This window comes from Brevibacillus borstelensis (assembly GCF_036700025.1).
Taxonomy (GTDB): domain Bacteria; phylum Bacillota; class Bacilli; order Brevibacillales; family Brevibacillaceae; genus Brevibacillus; species Brevibacillus borstelensis.
In genome coordinates this window covers 506,058-524,057 of record NZ_CP144922.1, presented here as the reverse complement: position 1 = coordinate 524,057, position 18,000 = coordinate 506,058, and the positions used below count along the sequence as shown (strand labels likewise).

At 52.0% G+C, this 18,000-nt stretch carries 17 protein-coding genes and 1 riboswitch; of the genes, 9 read left to right on the top strand and 8 right to left on the bottom strand.

Features of this window, described 5'->3' with window-relative positions; all coding sequences use genetic code 11:
* Window positions 1-85: 85 nt before the first annotated feature.
* Window positions 86-1,153: a YeiH family protein gene (locus tag V5G20_RS02505; RefSeq protein WP_039071561.1), complete on the top strand. Its 1,068-nt coding sequence runs from the start codon at window positions 86-88 to the stop codon at window positions 1,151-1,153.
* Between the two features lie 127 nt (window positions 1,154-1,280).
* Here V5G20_RS02505 and V5G20_RS02500 read toward each other — a convergent pair whose 3' ends face one another.
* Both V5G20_RS02500 and V5G20_RS02495 read right to left on the bottom strand, forming a co-directional pair.
* Window positions 1,281-1,613, bottom strand: coding sequence for a PepSY domain-containing protein (locus V5G20_RS02500; RefSeq protein WP_024984494.1), 333 nt, complete (start codon window positions 1,611-1,613; stop codon window positions 1,281-1,283).
* Between the two features lie 97 nt (window positions 1,614-1,710).
* Window positions 1,711-2,757, bottom strand: a complete 1,047-nt coding sequence (locus tag V5G20_RS02495) for a Gfo/Idh/MocA family protein (protein ID WP_171505944.1) — start codon at window positions 2,755-2,757, stop codon at window positions 1,711-1,713.
* A gap of 111 nt (window positions 2,758-2,868) precedes the next feature.
* Here V5G20_RS02495 and V5G20_RS02490 point away from each other — a divergent pair, with 111 nt between their 5' ends.
* Together V5G20_RS02490 and V5G20_RS02485 are read left to right on the top strand one after the other, a co-directional pair.
* Window positions 2,869-3,567, top strand: coding sequence for an ABC transporter ATP-binding protein (locus V5G20_RS02490; protein ID WP_003388609.1), 699 nt, complete (start codon window positions 2,869-2,871; stop codon window positions 3,565-3,567).
* Window positions 3,568-3,573: 6 nt separating this feature from the next.
* Window positions 3,574-4,800, top strand: a complete 1,227-nt coding sequence (locus tag V5G20_RS02485; RefSeq protein ID WP_338463139.1) for an ABC transporter permease — start codon at window positions 3,574-3,576, stop codon at window positions 4,798-4,800.
* Here V5G20_RS02485 and V5G20_RS02480 read toward each other — a convergent pair.
* On the bottom strand, window positions 4,772-5,677 hold the full coding sequence (locus V5G20_RS02480; protein ID WP_003388614.1) for a LysR family transcriptional regulator: 906 nt from the start codon (window positions 5,675-5,677) through the stop codon (window positions 4,772-4,774). The genes V5G20_RS02485 and V5G20_RS02480 overlap by 29 nt on opposite strands.
* Window positions 5,678-5,866: 189 nt before the next feature.
* On the opposite strand from V5G20_RS02480, the gene V5G20_RS02475 reads away from it, so the two are divergent.
* On the top strand, window positions 5,867-7,144 hold the full coding sequence (locus V5G20_RS02475; protein ID WP_003388616.1) for a Glu/Leu/Phe/Val family dehydrogenase: 1,278 nt from the start codon (window positions 5,867-5,869) through the stop codon (window positions 7,142-7,144).
* 104 nt (window positions 7,145-7,248) lie between these two features.
* On the opposite strand, the gene V5G20_RS02470 is transcribed toward V5G20_RS02475, so the two are convergent.
* The 4 genes from V5G20_RS02470 to V5G20_RS02455 all read right to left on the bottom strand — a co-directional run bounded on the left by V5G20_RS02470 (window position 7,249) and on the right by V5G20_RS02455 (window position 12,085).
* On the bottom strand, window positions 7,249-8,751 hold the full coding sequence (locus V5G20_RS02470) for a DEAD/DEAH box helicase (RefSeq protein ID WP_172920543.1): 1,503 nt from the start codon (window positions 8,749-8,751) through the stop codon (window positions 7,249-7,251).
* 117 nt (window positions 8,752-8,868) lie between these two features.
* The gene (gene cspD, locus V5G20_RS02465; protein WP_003388620.1) at window positions 8,869-9,066 is read right to left on the bottom strand and encodes a cold-shock protein CspD; all 198 of its coding nucleotides are present in this window, start codon (window positions 9,064-9,066) and stop codon (window positions 8,869-8,871) included.
* 206 nt (window positions 9,067-9,272) lie between these two features.
* Window positions 9,273-10,142, bottom strand: coding sequence for a transporter substrate-binding domain-containing protein (locus V5G20_RS02460; RefSeq protein WP_024984496.1), 870 nt, complete (start codon window positions 10,140-10,142; stop codon window positions 9,273-9,275).
* Between the two features lie 140 nt (window positions 10,143-10,282).
* Window positions 10,283-12,085 carry a methyl-accepting chemotaxis protein gene (locus tag V5G20_RS02455; protein ID WP_338463138.1) on the bottom strand — a complete coding sequence of 601 codons (1,803 nt, stop codon included), beginning with the start codon at window positions 12,083-12,085 and terminating at the stop codon, window positions 10,283-10,285.
* Between the two features lie 135 nt (window positions 12,086-12,220).
* Between V5G20_RS02455 and V5G20_RS02450 the strand changes: the two genes are divergently transcribed.
* Complete coding sequence (locus V5G20_RS02450) at window positions 12,221-13,366, top strand: IS4 family transposase (RefSeq protein ID WP_025845287.1); 1,146 nt, start codon at window positions 12,221-12,223, stop codon at window positions 13,364-13,366.
* A gap of 154 nt (window positions 13,367-13,520) precedes the next feature.
* Here the strand turns inward: V5G20_RS02450 and V5G20_RS02445 are convergent, their stop codons facing one another.
* Window positions 13,521-13,709: a hypothetical protein gene (locus V5G20_RS02445; RefSeq protein WP_338463137.1), complete on the bottom strand. Its 189-nt coding sequence runs from the start codon at window positions 13,707-13,709 to the stop codon at window positions 13,521-13,523.
* A gap of 99 nt (window positions 13,710-13,808) precedes the next feature.
* Window positions 13,809-13,901, bottom strand: a riboswitch (cyclic di-GMP riboswitch).
* A 211-nt stretch (window positions 13,902-14,112) separates the two neighbouring features.
* Here V5G20_RS02445 and V5G20_RS02440 point away from each other — a divergent pair.
* The 4 genes from V5G20_RS02440 to V5G20_RS02425 all read left to right on the top strand — a co-directional run bounded on the left by V5G20_RS02440 (window position 14,113) and on the right by V5G20_RS02425 (window position 17,970).
* Entirely contained in the window at window positions 14,113-14,547 is a 435-nt protein-coding gene (locus V5G20_RS02440; RefSeq protein WP_003388625.1) for a hypothetical protein, read from the top strand.
* Complete coding sequence (locus V5G20_RS02435) at window positions 14,535-14,831, top strand: YxcD family protein (protein WP_003388627.1); 297 nt, start codon at window positions 14,535-14,537, stop codon at window positions 14,829-14,831. Before V5G20_RS02440 ends, V5G20_RS02435 begins: the two co-directional genes overlap by 13 nt.
* A 288-nt stretch (window positions 14,832-15,119) precedes the next feature.
* Window positions 15,120-15,812 (top strand): response regulator transcription factor, encoded by a 693-nt coding sequence (locus tag V5G20_RS02430; protein ID WP_031932521.1) that lies wholly within the window; start codon window positions 15,120-15,122, stop codon window positions 15,810-15,812.
* Window positions 15,790-17,970 carry a sensor histidine kinase gene (locus V5G20_RS02425; protein WP_338463136.1) on the top strand — a complete coding sequence of 727 codons (2,181 nt, stop codon included), beginning with the start codon at window positions 15,790-15,792 and terminating at the stop codon, window positions 17,968-17,970. The genes V5G20_RS02430 and V5G20_RS02425 overlap by 23 nt, the downstream gene beginning before the upstream one ends.
* The last annotated feature ends 30 nt before the right edge of the window (window positions 17,971-18,000 follow it).

Sequence of the window (18,000 nt, the reverse complement as noted above, 5' to 3'; positions counted from 1 at the left end):
AGTTCGGAGGAAGCCTCTCTTTTGGAGAGTGCGGCACGAGGGTCATTGTCTTTTCCTTCTGCAAAAAAGTAACGGAGATGATGCAATGTCTACTCAATTGAAAAACAGCATGCCCACGGATGACGAAGCCGCTTTGGCAAAAGGCAGGCCCGGCGCGGCAAAAAAAGCGCCGGCAGCCTGGCTGTGGCTGGCGGGGGTGGGGTTTACCTTTATCGTGGCCCTGCTCGGATACGGCCTTGCACAGGTTCCCGGCTTTGACCGCGTGGGCCAACTGGCATGTGCGATCCTGATTGCGGTGGCTTACCGCCAAATCTGGGGATACCCCGAAGCGATCCGGCCCGGTATTCAATTTTCCGCCAAACGGCTGCTGCGTCTCGCCATCATTTTGTACGGCCTGAAGCTGAATATCGATGTCGTTATGTCGGATGGCTTGGGGTTGCTCGTATACGATGCGGGCGTTATCGCATTTTCCATCTTCCTCACCCTGCTGATCGCCAAATGGCTGAAAGCGGACACCTCGTTGTCGCTCATGCTCGGAGTGGGTACCGGTGTGTGCGGAGCGGCAGCCATTGCAGCGGTGTCCCCCATCATCAAGGCTAAGGACGAGGATACGGCGATCGGTGTAGGAATTATCGCACTCGTCGGTACCATTTTCGCTATCACCTACACCATCCTGAGGCCGATTCTGCCTTTGTCGCCAATCGAATACGGCACCTGGTCAGGGGTCAGCCTGCATGAAATCGCACACGTCGCACTCGCAGCGGCTCCAGCCGGACAGGACGGTCTGGCGATCGGGCTTTTGGCGAAGTTGGGCCGCGTTCTCCTGCTCGTTCCGCTCTGTTTCATCCTCATGTACTGGATGAAGCGGACAGGCAAAGCAGATGGAAACGCCAAGATCGAGTTTCCCTGGTTCCTGATTGGCTTTATCGCCATGAGTATCTTTGGCAGCTATGTACTGGGCAAGCAGATTCCCGTTTCCGACGGTTTCAGCAGCGGAATCGCCAGCCTCACTACTTTTGTTTTGACGATGGCCATGGTCGGCCTCGGCCTCAATGTCAACCTGCGCGATCTGCGGACCAAAGCATCCCGCCCGCTCATCGCCATGGCGATTACGTCCGTTTTGCTTTCCGTGTTGACGTTTGTACTCGTGTAGATGTGGATGTCGCCTAAAGGAGCATGGTGACTTGATGGCAATCAGCGGGCACGTCCTGGCGCAGCTTTAGAGCAAAAACGGAAAAGACGGCTTGCTGCGAACCCCTCGCCTAAGCCGTCTTTTTCGATCACACGTCTTCTCTTTCGACCTTGCGCACTTTCCCTGTCACCGCATCGATTTCCACTTCATACGGCTGATTTTGCTCGTTGATCACGATGACCTCATAGACGGGCACGCCATCTTCCGTTTCCAGCTCTACATGGACGACTCGTCCCTTTACCTGCTGCAATGCGATTGTCTTGGCCTGCTCTACGGTGATAAGCTGCCGCGCCGGAGACAGGTTGGCAGGCTGGTCCACACGACCGGAGTCATTCGCCGCGAAAGCTGGTTGGCCTGCCAAAGCAATCATGCAGCACAACCCCAACACGCCCAACATCCTTCTGGTCGTCGTCTTCTTCATGTTTCCTACCCCCTTTCCACGGCTTGTTACGCACATAGTTTGTCTCCGGCCCGCGCCTTTATTCCTCCAAATCCCTTTTCTTGCTTATCGTCCCAAATCACCGCATCCAGTCTATCCGCTGCACCTCCCCCGTCTCCAGCGACCGCTGGATCGCCGTCATGACCCGGAGAACCTGAACACTCTCCTCGGGAGTGACAACCTGGGGTCTTTCCCCGGTTTTGACACAGTCCACGAAGTACTGCAGCTGATTGACAAAGGGGGCACCCGGCTCGATTGCAACAGGCTGTCTGCTCCCCTCGCCATACCAGAAAAAATGGCTCTGTTTTTTCCCGGAAGCTCTGTCAGACGTATAGGAAAAGTCGAGCGTTCCCACTGGTCCATTCACCCTCATCGCGACGGAAAACGGGAAGTCCTTCCCCATCAGGTGCGAGCCTTCGACGACTGCCTTGCTTCCGCTTGCAAACACGAGATTGGTCACCACGTGATTCCAGGCTCCATTTTCGCTTTGCTTGCCGACAGCGTATACCGAAGCGACCGGCCCCAGCAGGTGGATCAAAAAGTCGATATCGTGCAGATGCAGGTCAAATAAAGCCCCGCCGCTCTTCGCCGGGTCCTGAAACCACGAACTCCAGTCAGGCGGCTGCGAAAGCCGCTGGGCATAGATCATCTCTGGCCGACCGAGCCGCCCCGCATCGATCCACTGCTTGATCGCGACGTACTCCGGCCAAAAGCGCAATACCTGCGCGACCATAAAGAGTACATTTGCCTGCCGGACCTCCTCCAGCATCCGTTCAGCCGCAGCGGGCGTGAGAGCGATCGGCTTTTCACACAGGACATGCTTGCCGGCCCGGGCAGCCTGTACGACATGCTGTTCATGCAAATCCGTAGGCAGGCAAATGTCGATGATGTCGATCTCCTCCTGCTCCAGCATAGCCTCCAGAGCAGGATAATAACGGCAGGCGTATTCTTCAGCCATCTGCTCCCCTCTTTCCCGATTGCGCCCCGCGATTGCCACCACCCGGGCGCTCCTGACTTGCCGGTAGGCGTTCAAATGCGTCTGGCCGATATTTCCGGCTCCGACCAGTCCTATCTTTACGATTCTGTCTTCCTTGTCCGAAATCTGTTCGGATTCAGAGGCTGCCATATGCAATCCCCTCCTTCTTTTGGCATTCTGCTTGTCCCCCGCATTCGTGATATGATAAAGAGGGCCTTATCCGTATATTGGAAAAAAGCACGGCCTTTGAGGTGAAACCAAATGCTTACATTGGAGAGAGTCACAGGGGGCTACTCGACGGGAAAGCCCGCCATTCACGATATTTCCTTTTCCGTCCAATCCGGTGAAATCGTCGGACTGATCGGCTTGAACGGAGCAGGGAAAAGCACCATTTTGAAGCACGTCCTCGGGTTTTTGCAGCCGTCTTCCGGGACGATCGCCTTCTCCACAGATCAGCCGCTGCTCGCCTATGTACCGGAAATGCCGGAATTGTACGAAGAGCTGACTCTGTGGGAGCATCTGCAGTTCATGGCAAAAGCGTACGGGCTAGAGGAACAGCAGTTTCAGGAACGGGCCAAACGGCTGCTGGAGCTATTCAGACTGGACAAAAGGGCGCATCATTTTCCCGGCTCCTTTTCCAAAGGCATGCGGCAAAAGGTGATGATCCTCTGCGCCTTTCTCGTAAAGCCGGATGTCCTTGTCGTGGATGAGCCGTTCGTCGGCCTGGACCCGCTTGCAACCGAGACACTGCTGAACCAGCTTACAGAAATCAAGCAGGAAGGGACGGCGATCTTGCTGTCGACACATGTGCTGAGCCTTGCGGAGACGTATGTGGACCGCTTCGTCATCGTCCACGGCGGGAATATGTCGCTTCACGGCACGCTTGAGCAGATGCGCCAGCAGGCGGGGCTGCCGGATGCTACGCTTGAACAGTTGTTTTTGGCTGCGGTGCGGGGGTGATGTGCCATGGCGTTTGATCCACTCTACGCGACAAGGCTGCAGGCCGCCTGGCAAACAGGGCAGAGGTACGCCAAGAGAGCAGTAGCCGGAAGCAACTCGCTCGGCCTGGTGGTGCTTTATTTTCTGGCCGCTTTCCTGTACATGAGGGTTGCCGAGTCCCTGACCGGCACCTTCTGGACCCAGTTGGCCGCCTGCCTGTTGACCGCTGTGTTTGTGGCTCCGGCCTCCGTTCGCACTTTTTTGCGAAAAGCCGATCTGGCCATGCTGGCGCCTTCTCCTTACCCGATGAAACACTATTTGCGGTCTGCGTTTGTCTACAGTCTGCTGGTGCAAGCTGCCGGCATGCTGCTTTTGGCCGCGATCGTCTATCCGGTGTATAAAAGGACAGCCTTGTCTCCGGGCTCATGGGCGCTGCTCGCCGGCAGCCTCATCCTGCTGAAAATGTGGTGCAGCGACCTGTACTGGCGGCACGTGCGACTGGAGCGCGATTCTTTTTTGCTCCTTGTCGCCAGATGGGGGATTGCCGCCCTGTTTCTGTACGGCTTCTGGACAAGCAATAGGGTGTACGCGGCCGCTGCGCTTGTGCTCATGGTGATCCTGACCGCCATGGCGATGAGCAAGGCCGCTCGATACCACCTGCCGTGGCTTTTCCTGATCGAAAAGGAAAACAAGCGTATCGACCTGTACTACACCATCCTGAATATGTTTATCGATGTCCCCCATAAACGGAAAAAGGTGCGCCCCAGAACGTGGGCCATCCGCCTTTTTGATCGGTTGACCGGAGACAAGGGCGATGCGTATCTCTATGTGCTCGTCCGCCACGTCATTCGGACCGGAGAGACATTTGCGATTTATCTGCGTTTGGCATTCTTGACGCTCGCCCTGATCGCATGGGCAAAAGCGCCTCTTTTGCTGTACGCGCTTTGCCTGCTTGGCCTCGCTGCTGCCGGAAAACAGGTAACACAGCATATCCGCACCATCGTGCATCCTCCGTCCATCCGGCTTTTGCCGATCGCATCGGAAGAGCGGCAGCGGGCAGCTTTCCGGCTTTGCCTGGCCATGCTCGGGCTGATGACCGCCGGAATGACCGTCGTTATTTTGAGCAAGACGGCGCCGCTTTTGGACAAGCTCGCGCTGATTGCGATCTGCTGGATATGGACGTATTTGCTGACGGCGTATTTTTTCCGTCGCAAGAAAACGGCGGCTAACTATCAAATCCCTCTAAAACGCTGAAGAACTGCTTGAGAAAGTCACAGAACAATTTCTCCGTGGGCGGCAGCTCCCGGTCAGCCGGGATAATGACGCCCACGGTGCGGGTAACGGTCGGCTCCGTCACCGGGATCATGACGGTGCTGCGGGGCCGATTGTCTGTCAGCGTGATTTCAGGCAGCAGCGTGACCCCCAGTCCGGCCGCCACCAGCCCTTTGATCGCGTCAATGTCCTCCCCTTCAAACGAGATGGTCGGCCGAAAGCCGAGCTGACCGCACGCCTGTACGACCAGCTCTCGCAAAATGAACCCCTCCGGGAACAAGACGAACCCTTCCTCGCGAAGCTGACTGAGCTGCAGCCTAGCCTCCCCTGCCAATCGATGGTGGGAAGGAAGCAGCGCCACGATCTTCTCCAAAAACAGCGTATGGCCAATCACCTGCTTTTCATCCTTGGGAACCGGTCCAAGGAGAGCCAGATCGATTTCTCCCTTGATCACCGCATCGATCAATTGCCGGTACGATCCCTGGCGCAGGTGAAACTGCACATGCGGATGCTGTTCGCGAAAAGCGGAAATGACGGTGGGCAATGTGTAGGCCGCCAAGCTGCTGGGAAATCCGATGCGGATCGTCCCGCGCTCCGGGTCCAAAAATTCCTCGATCTCCCGTTTGGCTTTGTCAATCACCTTCATCGCCTGCTCCATATGCTCCAGAAACACTTTTCCGATCGGGGTCAGCCGTACGTTGCGTCCATCGCGGATAAACAGATTGACGCCCAATTCTGCCTCCAGATTGACGATCTGCCTGCTGACCGCCGATTGCGCGATATGGAGGGCATGGGAAGCTTCCGTCACATGCTCCCGTTTGGCTACCTCGATAAAATACTGAATCTGCCTCAGTTCCACCGTTCTCCCCCTCTCTATTTTTATTCATCTCATTTCGGCATTAATCTCATCTATATTCTATATTGTTTCGATTAATCCTTACAGATAAAATACTTTTGTATTCCGTTCATCTTTTTTTGAATTGTTCTGATTACTATTACTGCTCTATTTAAAATTATTTAAAAATAAAGAAAAAAGAGGGAGAGAACTATGGCGATTTTCCAGGAGGTTCAACAATCGGCGGGTGAAGTCCTCAATCCGTATGAAATTGTGCAGACCCAAATTGAAACTGCAGCATCCCTGCTCGGATTGGAGCGCGGCGTGGTAGAAATACTGAAAAAACCGAAACGGGTATTGTACGTTTCTTTCCCGGTCAAGCTCGACGACGGCAGTATCCGCGTATTCGAAGGCTTTCGCTCCCAACACAATGATGCGATCGGACCGACAAAAGGGGGCATCCGCTTTCACCCGGATGTGACCCTGGATGAGGTAAAGGCGCTGTCGATGTGGATGACGTTCAAATGCGGCGTCGTCAGCCTGCCGTACGGCGGCGGCAAAGGCGGTGTTATTTGCGATCCCCACGAGTTCAGCAAAGCGGAAATCGAACGGATCAGCCGCGGCTTTATGGAAGCGATCGCGGACATCGTCGGTCCGGAAAAAGACATCCCGGCCCCGGACGTTTATACGAACCCGCAAATTATGGGGTGGATGATGGATACGTACAGCCGGATCAAAGGTTCTTACAGCCCCGGCGTCATTACCGGCAAGCCCCTGATCATCGGCGGATCGAAAGGACGCAGTGAGGCCACCGCACGCGGCTGTGTATACACCATCGAAGAAGCGATGAAGGATATGGGCAAATCGCTGCAAGGAGCGACCGTCGCCATCCAGGGCTTTGGCAATGCAGGGCGCATCGCGGCTGACCTGCTGTCCGGGCTCGGCTGCAAGATCGTAGCTGTCAGCGACTCCAAAGGCGCTCTCTACGACCCGGCCGGGCTGGATCTGGCCCAGGTGGAGAAATTGAAGGATTCGTCCACCATTTTGGATTACGACGCCCGTTTCCACCTCCAGCAGCCAGAGGAGCTGTTAGAGCTCGATGTAGACATTTTGGTCCCCGCTGCGCTGGAAAACGTGATCACATTGAAAAATGCCCATAAAGTCAAAGCGCGCATCATCGCCGAAGCGGCCAACGGCCCGACTACGCCCGAAGCAGACAAAGTGCTGCACCAAAACGGCGTCTTGGTCATCCCCGACATTCTCGCCAATGCAGGCGGCGTGACCGTCTCGTACTTTGAGTGGGTGCAAAACCTGATGAATTACTACTGGAGCGAAGCCGAAGTAAACCAGAAGCTGCGCGACGTCATGACCCAGTCGTACTGGGCCGTTCGTTCAATCGCGCAGGAGTACAAAACGGATTTCCGCACAGCCGCTTACATGATCTCTCTCAAACGCATCGCAGAGGCGATGAGAGCAAGAGGCTGGGTGTAGAGCTCCTGCACATTCCGGATCAAATAATCAAAGCCGCCCGGCATCAGCGCTTGGCGGCTCTTTTTGTGGCCTAGAGTCGGCGCAGAGGTTGCTCTGGCGCTGCTCTAGTCTCTATTGCGGTCACGGTCGCGATCCCGATCCCAGTCTCTTCTGTTCCTGTTGTGTTGGGCCGGTCTTCCTTTTCCATGCCCCGCTCGCGAGAAGCCGCCTCCGCCTCCGCCGCTCCGCTTGGCTCCGGTACGCGGGCCTCTGCCTCTGGACTGATCCATCGTTTTTCTCTTGCCTACTCGCAGAGGAGCTTCCTCTGTCAAACGGACAGGAGTGGTGTCCGGTTCCTTGGTAAGCAGCTTCAACGCAGCTGCGACCAGCGTTACGGAATCGACCTCATCCAACAGCTGCTCAGCCAACGACTTGTACATGCTCAGCTCATCGCTGCCTGTCGTCTCCATCAGTTTGTCCACTGTCAGACGCTGTTGTCCCTCGATCGCTTCTGCAAGCGTCGGAACAGGCTTTCTTTCCATTTTGCGGTTGGTAGCCTTCTCGATATAACGCAGGTGGTCGGTTTCTCTCGGAGTGACCAGCGTAATCGCCAAGCCTGTTTTACCCGCACGCCCGGTTCTGCCGATGCGGTGGACATAGCTCTCTGAATCCTGCGGAATGTCAAAGTTGTACACGTGAGTAACACCGCTGATATCCAATCCGCGAGCGGCCACATCAGTTGCGACCAGCACTTCGATCGTGCCTTCCTTGAATTTGCGCAGCACGCTGTCGCGTTTTGCCTGATTCAAGTCTCCGTGGATGCCTTCCGCACCGTATCCGCGCTTGTTCAGAGCCTCTGCCAGCTCGTCTACGCGGCGTTTGGTCCGTCCGAAGATAATCGCCAGCTCAGGCGAATGGATGTCCAGGAGACGGCACAGAACATCAAATTTCTGTTTCTCCGGCACTTCCATATACTGCTGCTGGATATTGGGAACGGTCAGTTCCTTCGCCTTGATCGAGATGGTAACAGGGTTTTTCATGAAATTGCGGGCAATTTCCTGGATCGGGCGCGGCATCGTCGCCGAGAACAGCAAGGTTTGCCGCTCTTCCGGCATCTCTTGCAAGATAGCCTTGATGTCGTCGACAAAGCCCATGTTGAGCATTTCATCCGCTTCATCCAGTACGACCATTTCCACACCGTGCAGACGAATCGTCTTGCGGTTCATATGGTCCATGAACCGGCCCGGAGTCGCTACGATAATTTCAGGGCGCTTTTTCAATGCCCTGATCTGGCGCTGGATATCCTGTCCGCCGTAGATCGGCAGAGCAGTCACTTTTTTGTGCTGGGCAATCTTGTTCAGTTCTTCTGCTACCTGAACAGCCAGTTCCCGGGTGGGAGTGAGGACTACCGCCTGGATCTGTTCCTTTTCGCTATCCACTCTTTCCACGAGCGGGATGCCGAAAGCAGCGGTTTTCCCTGTACCGGTTTGTGCCTGCCCGATTAAATCCTGTCCCTGCAGGACGGTGGGGATCGTCTCCGCCTGAATCGGTGTCGCCTCTTCAAACCCCATGTCACTGAGGGCGCGGGCTACCAGATGATGGAGCCCAAAATCATAAAATGTTGCCAATGCGCGTCAATCTCCTTTGCTTAAATCTAAATGTCCTACCACTTAAAATGACCGAAAAAGAGGGCTGTATTCCTGTTGATGGAATAAGCCCTCTTTTCGCGTCTATATCAGAAGGATTTACAGTTTGTTTACGTTTGCAGCTTGTGGACCGCGATTGCCTTCCACGATGTCAAATTCAACGTTTTGTCCTTCTTCCAGGCTTTTGAAACCATTTCCTTGGATCGCGGAGAAGTGAACGAATACGTCGTCACCATCTTCACGCTCAATGAAACCAAAGCCCTTTTCTGCATTAAACCATTTTACTTTTCCGATCACGATTGTGGCCTCCTCATGTAAACAATTGATAAAAAGCAAGAAAACCTCAAAACCGTTTCCGCTTGAAACCTCATGAGAGGCCGCAAAATCGTTCCCGGGTATTCATGTCTTTTTAACATAGATAATATCATACCATCATTTTCGTCAATTAGCAAACATCGCTGCGTGCCTACACGCAGCGATATTTCCACTATAGCAATATTTGGCTATTGGAGCCACTTTTTGTACAGCTCATCAAATTTGCCTTGCAGCTTCATTTCATCCATCCATACATCCAGATAGCTGGCAAAGATAAAATCTCCGCGGTGGATCATGTACGCTTTTTCGCTTTTGGTGAAAGGATTGTCAGTCAAAGCCGCATACAAGCGCGGGTCTGCCTTTTGGTAAACCATGGCTTCCAGCGTGTCCGTAATCATCACATCATAAGTGCCGTTGGCTACGAGGCCCGGAATGTCGAGGTTGTTTTCCACTACTGTCACCTTCGCGTTTGTCAGGTGCTCGCGAACAAATTTTTCGTTGGTTCCGCCTGGATTCACGCCAATGCGGACAGTCGGCTTGTTGATGTCTTCAACGGTTTTGTACTTGTCTTTATCCTCTTTGCGGATCAGCGGAGCCTTTCCGAATTGGATGTAGCCTTCGCTCATGTGGGCCTTTTTCTGTCTTTCGGTATTGCGGGTAACGCCGCCAACAGCGATATCGAATTTGTCAGCCAAAAGGTCATCCATCAATGTCGGCCAGGAGGTTTGGACGAAGCGGGCTTCTACGCCCAGACTTTTCGCAAACTCTTTCATGGCGTCGATATCGTAACCTTCAAACTCGCCAGTCTTCGGATTCAAATATGTGAAAGGTTTGTAGTCACCCGGTGTGCCGATGAGGATGTACCCCCGCTTAATGATCGCATCGAGGCGGGACTCAAACTTTTTATTTTCCTGTTTCAGATCGGTATTTTTCGCGTATACAGCATTTTGATTGGCCGCCGCGACAGAGCTCATCGCCGAAGCATTGCCGACTGTGCCTGTCGCAAGCAAAGCAGCGGCTACAGTACTTGCCATCATGAGTTTTTTCCAGTTTTTCATCTTCTTCTCCTCCAGATCCAATGCTTTTGTCTTTGTTTCTGCCTCAACACTTTCCAGATGTTTCCTGCTACCTCCCAGAGGCATCCCCCCTTTCGCAGGAGGCTTTTCCTACTGATATCCAAAATGGCCACAGCGTATGGCTACAGCGTAAATTTCCCAAGCCTCTTCTGCATTTCATCCACCACATCTTGCAGCTTGCCGACGGATTCGGCAATATCTTCAATCGTACGCAGTTGTTGATGTGTCGCTTCCGCCACATTTTTTGCATCCTCGGATGCATGGTTGGCGATGGCGTGCATTTCTGCCACCGATGCGCTTACCTCTTCCGAACCGGCCGACATTTCTTCCGAAGCGGCGGAGACTTCGAGGATGTGGTCTGCTACATTGCGCGAGGCGCTCATGATGCGATCAAAAATGGCTCGCACTTCCTCGATCAGCTCAACACCGTCTTTCACGTTTTTATTCCCGGCATCCATCGCCTCGACTGCTTCCGCGGTATCCTGCTGGATTTCCTGGATCAGCTGAGCGATTTTCGCCGCCGATTCTTCAGACTGATGCGCCAGACTCTTCACTTCACCCGCTACAACCGCGAAGCCGCGGCCATGCTCGCCTGCCCGTGCCGCTTCAATCGATGCGTTCAAGGCGAGGAGATTGATCTGTGAGGTCAGCCCGCTGATCGTGTCAAGAATGCTTTCGATTTCCTGGGACCGCGCATGCAGTTTTTCGATGGCTGTCGACACCTTGGCAGTGCCCTCTCCGATACTCGTCATTTGCTGCACGGCGTGATCTACCACCGTAGCGCCCTGCTCCGCCTGTTTGGCCGCCTCCTGCGCAGATTCCGATACCCGCGAGGATGTCTCCGCAATCTTCACGATGCCGACGGCCATATCATTCATCGAAAGCGCGACTTCCTGCGCACTGCCAGCCTGCGCTGCGGCGCCGTCAGCAATTTGTTGAACAGAGCTGCTGATCCGGTTTACTGCCTGGGTCGCTTGATCTATCCCGGCAGATACTTCCTTCGTGAAGGAGAGCACCTCATCCGAAGACAGGGAGACACCCTGGATCAAGTCCTTCAAATGATTCACCGTTTGGTTGAAATCGCGGGACAACACGGCGATCTCGTCTTTTCCTTGCACGGTCACGCTATTGGTCAAGTCGCCCTTCGCCACCACCTGCACCACCTGGTTCAGACGCTGAATAGGCCGGACCATGCTGACTGCCACGGCATAAACGACGGCGATAGCGAGAACGATAGCGACGCCGGAGATGATCAACAGCTTCACCATCAATTCAGCGATAGGGGCATGCAGCTCTTCAGATGGAGCGGCAATAAATACCCCCCAGTGTTGGTCAGTAGACGCGTAGGATGCGAACATTTCCTTGCCATCCGCCTCGTACTGAACCGTTCCCTCTCCGCCGCTTTGGATCGCTTGGAAAGCCTCCTGCAGCTGCGGAATATCGGTAGTAGCCAGAGACTCCTTCAGGATCAACTCTTCATTTGGATTCCAGACATAGGTTCCTTTTTGACTGACGAGGAAAGCGTAGCCTGTCTGCCCAAAGGTTTCCTCGGAAACGGTTGTCTGAATTTCGTTGATCGGGATGGTAGACCCCATGTACCCGTACTGCTTGTTGTTTTTCATCAGCGGTACGATGATCGTCACGATATTGTTGCCGGTACGCTTGGAGACGACCGGCTCCGAGATGATCACTTTCCCTTCGCCTTTTCCCGCAGCCTGAAAGTGCTCCCTGTCGGAAACCTGTGTCACTTCGCCTTTGAAGTTGATGACACGGTTTCCGGTCAGGTCGTAGGAAAAGAAGAAGGTTTCAAACTCCGGGTGTTGCTTCTGGGCGTCCTGAATCAGCTTCAGGTCCTTTGCCTGATCGTTGTCTTCCGAGATCATTTTGGAAATCGTTTCGAGAATGATAATTTTGCTGTTAAACACTAGCGTTGCATTAATCTTTTCCCATCATTCAAAATACACATAATCTTTGGTATTTGGTTGTCTAGGGAACAAAAAAATCCTTTACACTGGAAAGGTCAGGTAGTTCCTGTCCAAATCCAACGCAAAGGATAGCTCATGGACAAGAATACCCTATTTTCTTCATTTGGTAAATGGGTTGCACCCATCAATATTATGAAACTTCAACAACGAATTGACGAAACGGATCAAGACAAGTACGTGAAGAAGCTGACGACAAAAGCGTATCTTCTCCTATTTTTACATGCCCAACTTCAGCAACGCGAAGGGCTTCGAGCCATTGCTGACGATGTTCTATCAAAGAAATTTCAGCAAGAATTAGGACTGTCATCGATCAGCCCCGCACAGCTTAGTCGAAAAAACAATCGGGTAGAACCTGCTTTGCTTGAAGAAGTTTTTGTCGACCTTGTCCAGCAAATTCAACGCGTTTCTGGAAAAGCCTGCTCTCTTCGAAAACACATAAAGATCATTGATTCCACTACAATTGGATTATGTTTGCAAAAGTATAAGTGGGCAACCTTTCGCGAAACAAAGGCAGGAATCAAAATTCATCTTCGTCTCGTTTTCGCAAGCCAGGAGGATGTCTATCCTGAAAAGATTTCCCTAACTTGTGCCAAATCCAATGACCGCACCCAAATGGAGTCGCTGATTGATGAGATCGGAGCCATGTACGTCTTTGATCGAGGGTACGTGGATTATGAAAAGTTCGATGAGTATACCGATCAGGGCATCTTTTTTGCTTCACGTCTCAAGGATAACGCGGAAACTCGTCATTTGTATACTTTCAAAGTACCACCAGAAAGCTCCGTTTTATCCGACTCCATGATCCTTCTTGGAACGCCACAAAAACGGGTGGATAATGTGTTACGACTGATTGAAACGCATGATTCGAAAGGAAATCGTATTCGAATCATCACCAATCGGTTCGACTTAGAAGCAGAAGAATTGAGCGACATCTACCGTTGGCGCTGGCAAATAGAACTGTTTTTCAAATGGATGAAACAACACGCAAAGATCAAGACGTTCTATGGAACAAGTGAAAATGCGGTCTGGAATCAAGTTTTTCTCGCTCTCATTGCTTACTGCTTGTTGCTTCTTGTAAAGCTGGAAAGAAACAGTCAGCACAGTCTGCTGCAAATCAGTAGATGGCTCAAAGTGTTTCTCTGGCAGACCTTTGAACAATGGATAGGCAGAATGGATTACCAATCCAAACGAACATCCAGAGGGCGACAGAAAAGGAAGTAAGTGTTGTTTGTTGTTGTCGATGTTGTAATAAATGTATAAAACTACCAAATGGATAGTGGCTACCTTTTGCTTGGCTGTTCTCGTTTTTGGTTGTAAAGTTGAAAATGTCATTCAGAATAATTTGACAATAGATGGATTCATTTTTTATGCAACGCTAATGGCTGTTAAAAAACGTTTCAATCTGTTCAGACAGATTTTTTGCGCTCAGCTCGGCTTCCTTGTCAAGGCTCGTTTCCAGAATACTCGAGGAGCTCCAGTAACTCGCAACAGATACAGAAATCAAACTGATAATTAGCAGGATGCTCATCACCACAATCAGTTTTTGCTTGAGACTGTTTCCCATGGATATGATCCCTCCCTATCCCCCTACACGCGACGACCTGCCTTCTTTTTTGGGCACAAAAAAAAGAAGACTGCCATTCCGACAGCTTCTTTGCTTCGGTCTGGCAACCCGGCTGTCGTAGCCGCATTTTTATGCAGCCTTAGACCCGTGGCTTTGCGTCCCCGCCTTTCAGTGGGTTTGCCTTTTTCAGAATTTTTAATTAGGTTAAAAATACTATAGCAAAATTATAATAACATACTCATAACCTATTGAGCGTAGTAAATGAGGACTATTTTGCGAACAAAAAAATATCATACAATCTGTGACAAATCATCATTTACTATCAATACCGGTTGAATAAGCCGGAAAATAATCATAGACTTATATATAGACGGAAAATAAAAAGGAGATGACTTTTCCTATAATGAAAAAATTACTGATGTTGGTCATTGCGTTTGTCCTTGTACTGGCTCCAACTGGCTTTGTAACCGATCACGCCGATGCCAAAGGCTACAAATCCGGCAAAAAGTCTATCGCTCCTACAAAAACGACGCCGAACAAAGCGGATTCCAATGTAAATGCGACGACGAACAACAACACCACGAATTCCACAACACCGGTAAAAAATACATCTACTGCTGCACCGAGCAAAGGCGGTTTCATGAAAGGCCTGCTCGTCGGCGGTCTGGCAGGATTGCTGTTTGGCAGCCTGTTCAGCGATTTGGGCGTACTCGGCTCCATCCTCGGATTCATGATCAACATCCTCGCGGTCATCGTGTTGATCGCTGTGATCCGGAAGGTTTACTTGCTCTTTAAAAACCAGCGTAAAAAGCAGGAATGGGATACATGGAAACGATAAAAATTCTTGAGCAGGACATTATAAACGCCATTTGCATGCATGTGGCGAGCAAAAAGCAGATTCAGCCGCAAGAGGTTGCCGTCGAGCTGATGTGGGACGAGGACTACGGTTTTTCCGCTGAAGTGTACGCCAACGACCGCAAGCAGATCTTTATCAAAATCAACATTATTGAAGCGATCCGTTATTGGCTGCAGACGTACATGCACCGCGATCCTTATTCGGCCAGACTGGAACTCGTTTTAGACGAAGAAGAAGGCATTATCGCCTATGCGAGCTACGGCTGATAAAAACGCAGCACAATTCTGCACGATCATTGTTTGCCATAAAAAAGCATCATCGGAAAATTGCTGAGCTTTGATCCGAATGCTGAGCTTTGACCCGCAAGCCGGACACTTTACCAGGTGCCCTGTCTTGCGGGTCATTGTTTTCTTTTTCGCCTATCATTTCTTTTCGTAAGAATTTTGTAAGGATTTTCAAAGCCCTTTTGTAAAAAGTACCCGGTATGATAGAAATATCTCCTCGGTTCGGGAAATGAACAGACACAAGAAAGATTCGTAAGGTGGGAAGCTGGCGTGTCCAAGTATAATGTGCTTGTCGTGGACGATGAAGCAGAAATCCGCGACGCGATCGAAATTTATCTCAAGAACGAAAACATCAAGGTATTCAAAGCAGAGAACGGACTTCAAGCTTTGGAAGTGTTAAACAACGAGGATTTGCACCTCATTATCATGGATATTATGATGCCGCAGATGGACGGGATCAAAGCGACCTTTGCCATCCGGGAAAGCCGAAACATTCCGATCATCATGCTGTCGGCAAAATCGGAGGATACGGACAAAATCCTCGGGCTTAACGTCGGAGCGGACGACTATGTAACGAAGCCGTTTAACCCGATGGAGCTGGTAGCGCGGGTCAAATCGCAGCTGCGGCGCTATACCCATCTGGGGACGTATGTTGCGAGCGAAGACGAAATTCACGTCAGGGGGCTGGTCCTCAACACGACCTCCAAGACGGTTTTTGTCGATGACGAGGAGGTTCGCCTGACCCCTACGGAGTACAAAATCCTCGAGCTTCTGATGAAAAACAAGGGCCGTGTCTTCTCCATTGAAGAAATATACGAGCTGGTCTGGAAGGAACCGTACATGAACGCCGAAAATACGGTGGCTGTACATGTGAGAAGAATCAGGGAAAAGATCGAGATCAACCCGAAGGAACCGAAATATTTAAAGGTGGTATGGGGAATTGGATACAAAATCGAAAAATAAGCTGGGGCTGATTCTGGTTTCCCTGCTGTTCCTGTGTATGACCTCTCTTTCTTTCCTGGCGTCGGCGGACATCGCTTTGCGGACCGATTACCTTCAACAGGACCGCTACTACAAGACAAATGGCTTCCAGGAGGAGCTCAGCCAGTTTATCGACATGGTCAAAAGGCTTCATTTCAACTACCGGGGGTATCCCGACAAAACAGATATGGAGAAGCTCGGAGAAGATCAATACGAGCAGCTCAAGAGCGATTTCGCGAGCAGCTCTGCGGGGCAAATGGAAGAAATCAACCAGCATTACGCTTCACTGATCGCGGAAGCCGAGGCTTCCGGAAAAGCGGCGAATGTCCCCAAGCTGGAACAGGCAAGAGACCAGGAACTGCAAAAGATACGCCAGTCTCAGGAAGAATCGTTCCGGCAAGCGGTGAAGCAAGCCGTTGCCGCAAAGGACCAGGAATACAGGGATCTGGAGGACAGCATCGCTTTGCGGAGCGGGTCATTCCGCTACTACATCGTGAACAAGAACAGGGACGAGGTGTACACCAATGTACCGACCCCTCCTTCGGTGGAAGAACTGAAATCCAACTCTGTCTATTCCATCCGCTTTCCTAACAGCGACAACGAAACGGATAACAGCTTCCGTTGGATCAATCACTTTTTTCAAACCAATCACTGGGAAGGGATCATCTACGTCCCGAAAAATGTGGAAGGATACAGCCTGATCCACTCCAACGCGCAGTATTATGCGGCGATCCGCGAAAGGCTGTTCAAGGAATGCGCCCTGCTCGTCATCACCGCTGTAGCTGCGGTCGGACTGTTCCTGTATTTGCGCAAGCGCGCAGCCGAGCTCTCCTTTGTCGAAGGCTCGCTCTTCTTGCTGCGGCGCATTCCCGTTGACCTGCGAATCTTCGTGCTGTTCTTTGCCGTCTTCTGCGCGGTTGTGCTGGCCATCTCCGTCTCGTTTTTTTCGCTGCCTCTTCGTCCCGAGCAGCTCATTATCCTCGGGCTGGAATCGTTCGCCGCAGCCTACGTTACGCTCTGCTTGATAGAGGCCGCTCGGATGCTACGGGACCGAGAGCTGTGGCAGCGGCAATGGCAGAAAAGCTGGTTTGTCAAATACCGTGAACTGCTCACGGATGTATTGGCCAATCGAAACATCTTGGTCAAGCTCATCCTGATGGTTGGCCTGTCGCTTGCCTTTCCCGTGAGCGCATTGGTCGCTCTCATTTCCCTTGATCGTCGCGAAGAGCTCTTTCTGTTGGTTTCAGGAGCTTACTGCCTGTTTTACGTCACTATCGTGCTTCCGTACATTCTCAGGAGAATCAGCCTGATGAACAAAATCTTCCGCGGTGCCGAAGAGATGGCAGCCGGAAATCTGGACCACCAGATCATCGCGACAGGCAAAGGAAAAGGAAACCTGTCCCGCCTGGCCGACAACCTGAACAATATCAAGCAAGGCTTCAAGGAATCCGTCGAAGGCCAGATAAAAAGCGAACGGCTCAAGTCGGAGCTGATCACCAACGTCTCCCACGACTTGAAAACGCCGCTCACCTCTATCGTCAACTATGTCAATCTCTTAAAAGGGGAAAATCTGAAGCCTGAAGAGGTCGCAAGCTATATCGAGGTGCTGGACAGAAAGACCCAGCGGCTGAAGGTGCTGATCGACGATCTGTTCGAGGCGTCCAAGATGGCCAGCGGAGCGGTGGAGCTGCAAGTGGAGAACGTCAACGTGGCTTCGCTTTTGAATCAGGCCCTGGCGGAGTTCAGTGACAAGATCGAGGAGTCCTCGCTCACCTTCCGCATGCAGGTCGAGCAGCAGCAGATGTTTGCCAAGCTGGATGGCAACAAAACGTGGAGAGTGCTGGAAAACCTGATCGTCAATGCGCTGAAGTATTCCATGCCGAATACGCGCGTGTACGTCTCCCTGTCCGAGCAAAACGCAGAAGTCATCCTCACCATGAAAAACGTCTCCGCCTACGAGATCGACTTCGATGCCGAAGAACTGTTCGAGAGGTTCAAACGGGGTGACAAATCACGGCATACCGAAGGCTCCGGCCTCGGTCTGGCGATTGCCAAAAGCATCGTAGAGCTCCAGGGAGGACGTCTCGAGATTGAGATCGACGGAGACTACTTCAAGGTCACGGTCGCGTTTCCGAAGTAACCCGGGTAGGTCGTGTTCCGTGTCCCTTAG

Excerpts from the sequence above, each read along its gene's own strand:
- V5G20_RS02500 (WP_024984494.1), bottom strand. The coding sequence starts at position 1,613 with ATGAAGAAGACGACGACCAGAAGGATGTTGGGCGTGTTGGGGTTGTGC.
- V5G20_RS02445 (WP_338463137.1), bottom strand. The coding sequence starts at position 13,709 with ATGGGAAACAGTCTCAAGCAAAAACTGATTGTGGTGATGAGCATCCTG.
- V5G20_RS02460 (WP_024984496.1), bottom strand. The coding sequence starts at position 10,142 with ATGAAAAACTGGAAAAAACTCATGATGGCAAGTACTGTAGCCGCTGCT.
- V5G20_RS02490 (WP_003388609.1), top strand. The coding sequence starts at position 2,869 with ATGCTTACATTGGAGAGAGTCACAGGGGGCTACTCGACGGGAAAGCCC.
- V5G20_RS02475 (WP_003388616.1), top strand. The coding sequence starts at position 5,867 with ATGGCGATTTTCCAGGAGGTTCAACAATCGGCGGGTGAAGTCCTCAAT.
- V5G20_RS02450 (WP_025845287.1), top strand. The coding sequence starts at position 12,221 with ATGGACAAGAATACCCTATTTTCTTCATTTGGTAAATGGGTTGCACCC.
- V5G20_RS02505 (WP_039071561.1), top strand. The coding sequence starts at position 86 with ATGTCTACTCAATTGAAAAACAGCATGCCCACGGATGACGAAGCCGCT.
- V5G20_RS02435 (WP_003388627.1), top strand. The coding sequence starts at position 14,535 with ATGGAAACGATAAAAATTCTTGAGCAGGACATTATAAACGCCATTTGC.
- V5G20_RS02485 (WP_338463139.1), top strand. The coding sequence starts at position 3,574 with ATGGCGTTTGATCCACTCTACGCGACAAGGCTGCAGGCCGCCTGGCAA.
- V5G20_RS02495 (WP_171505944.1), bottom strand. The coding sequence starts at position 2,757 with ATGGCAGCCTCTGAATCCGAACAGATTTCGGACAAGGAAGACAGAATC.
- V5G20_RS02440 (WP_003388625.1), top strand. The coding sequence starts at position 14,113 with ATGAAAAAATTACTGATGTTGGTCATTGCGTTTGTCCTTGTACTGGCT.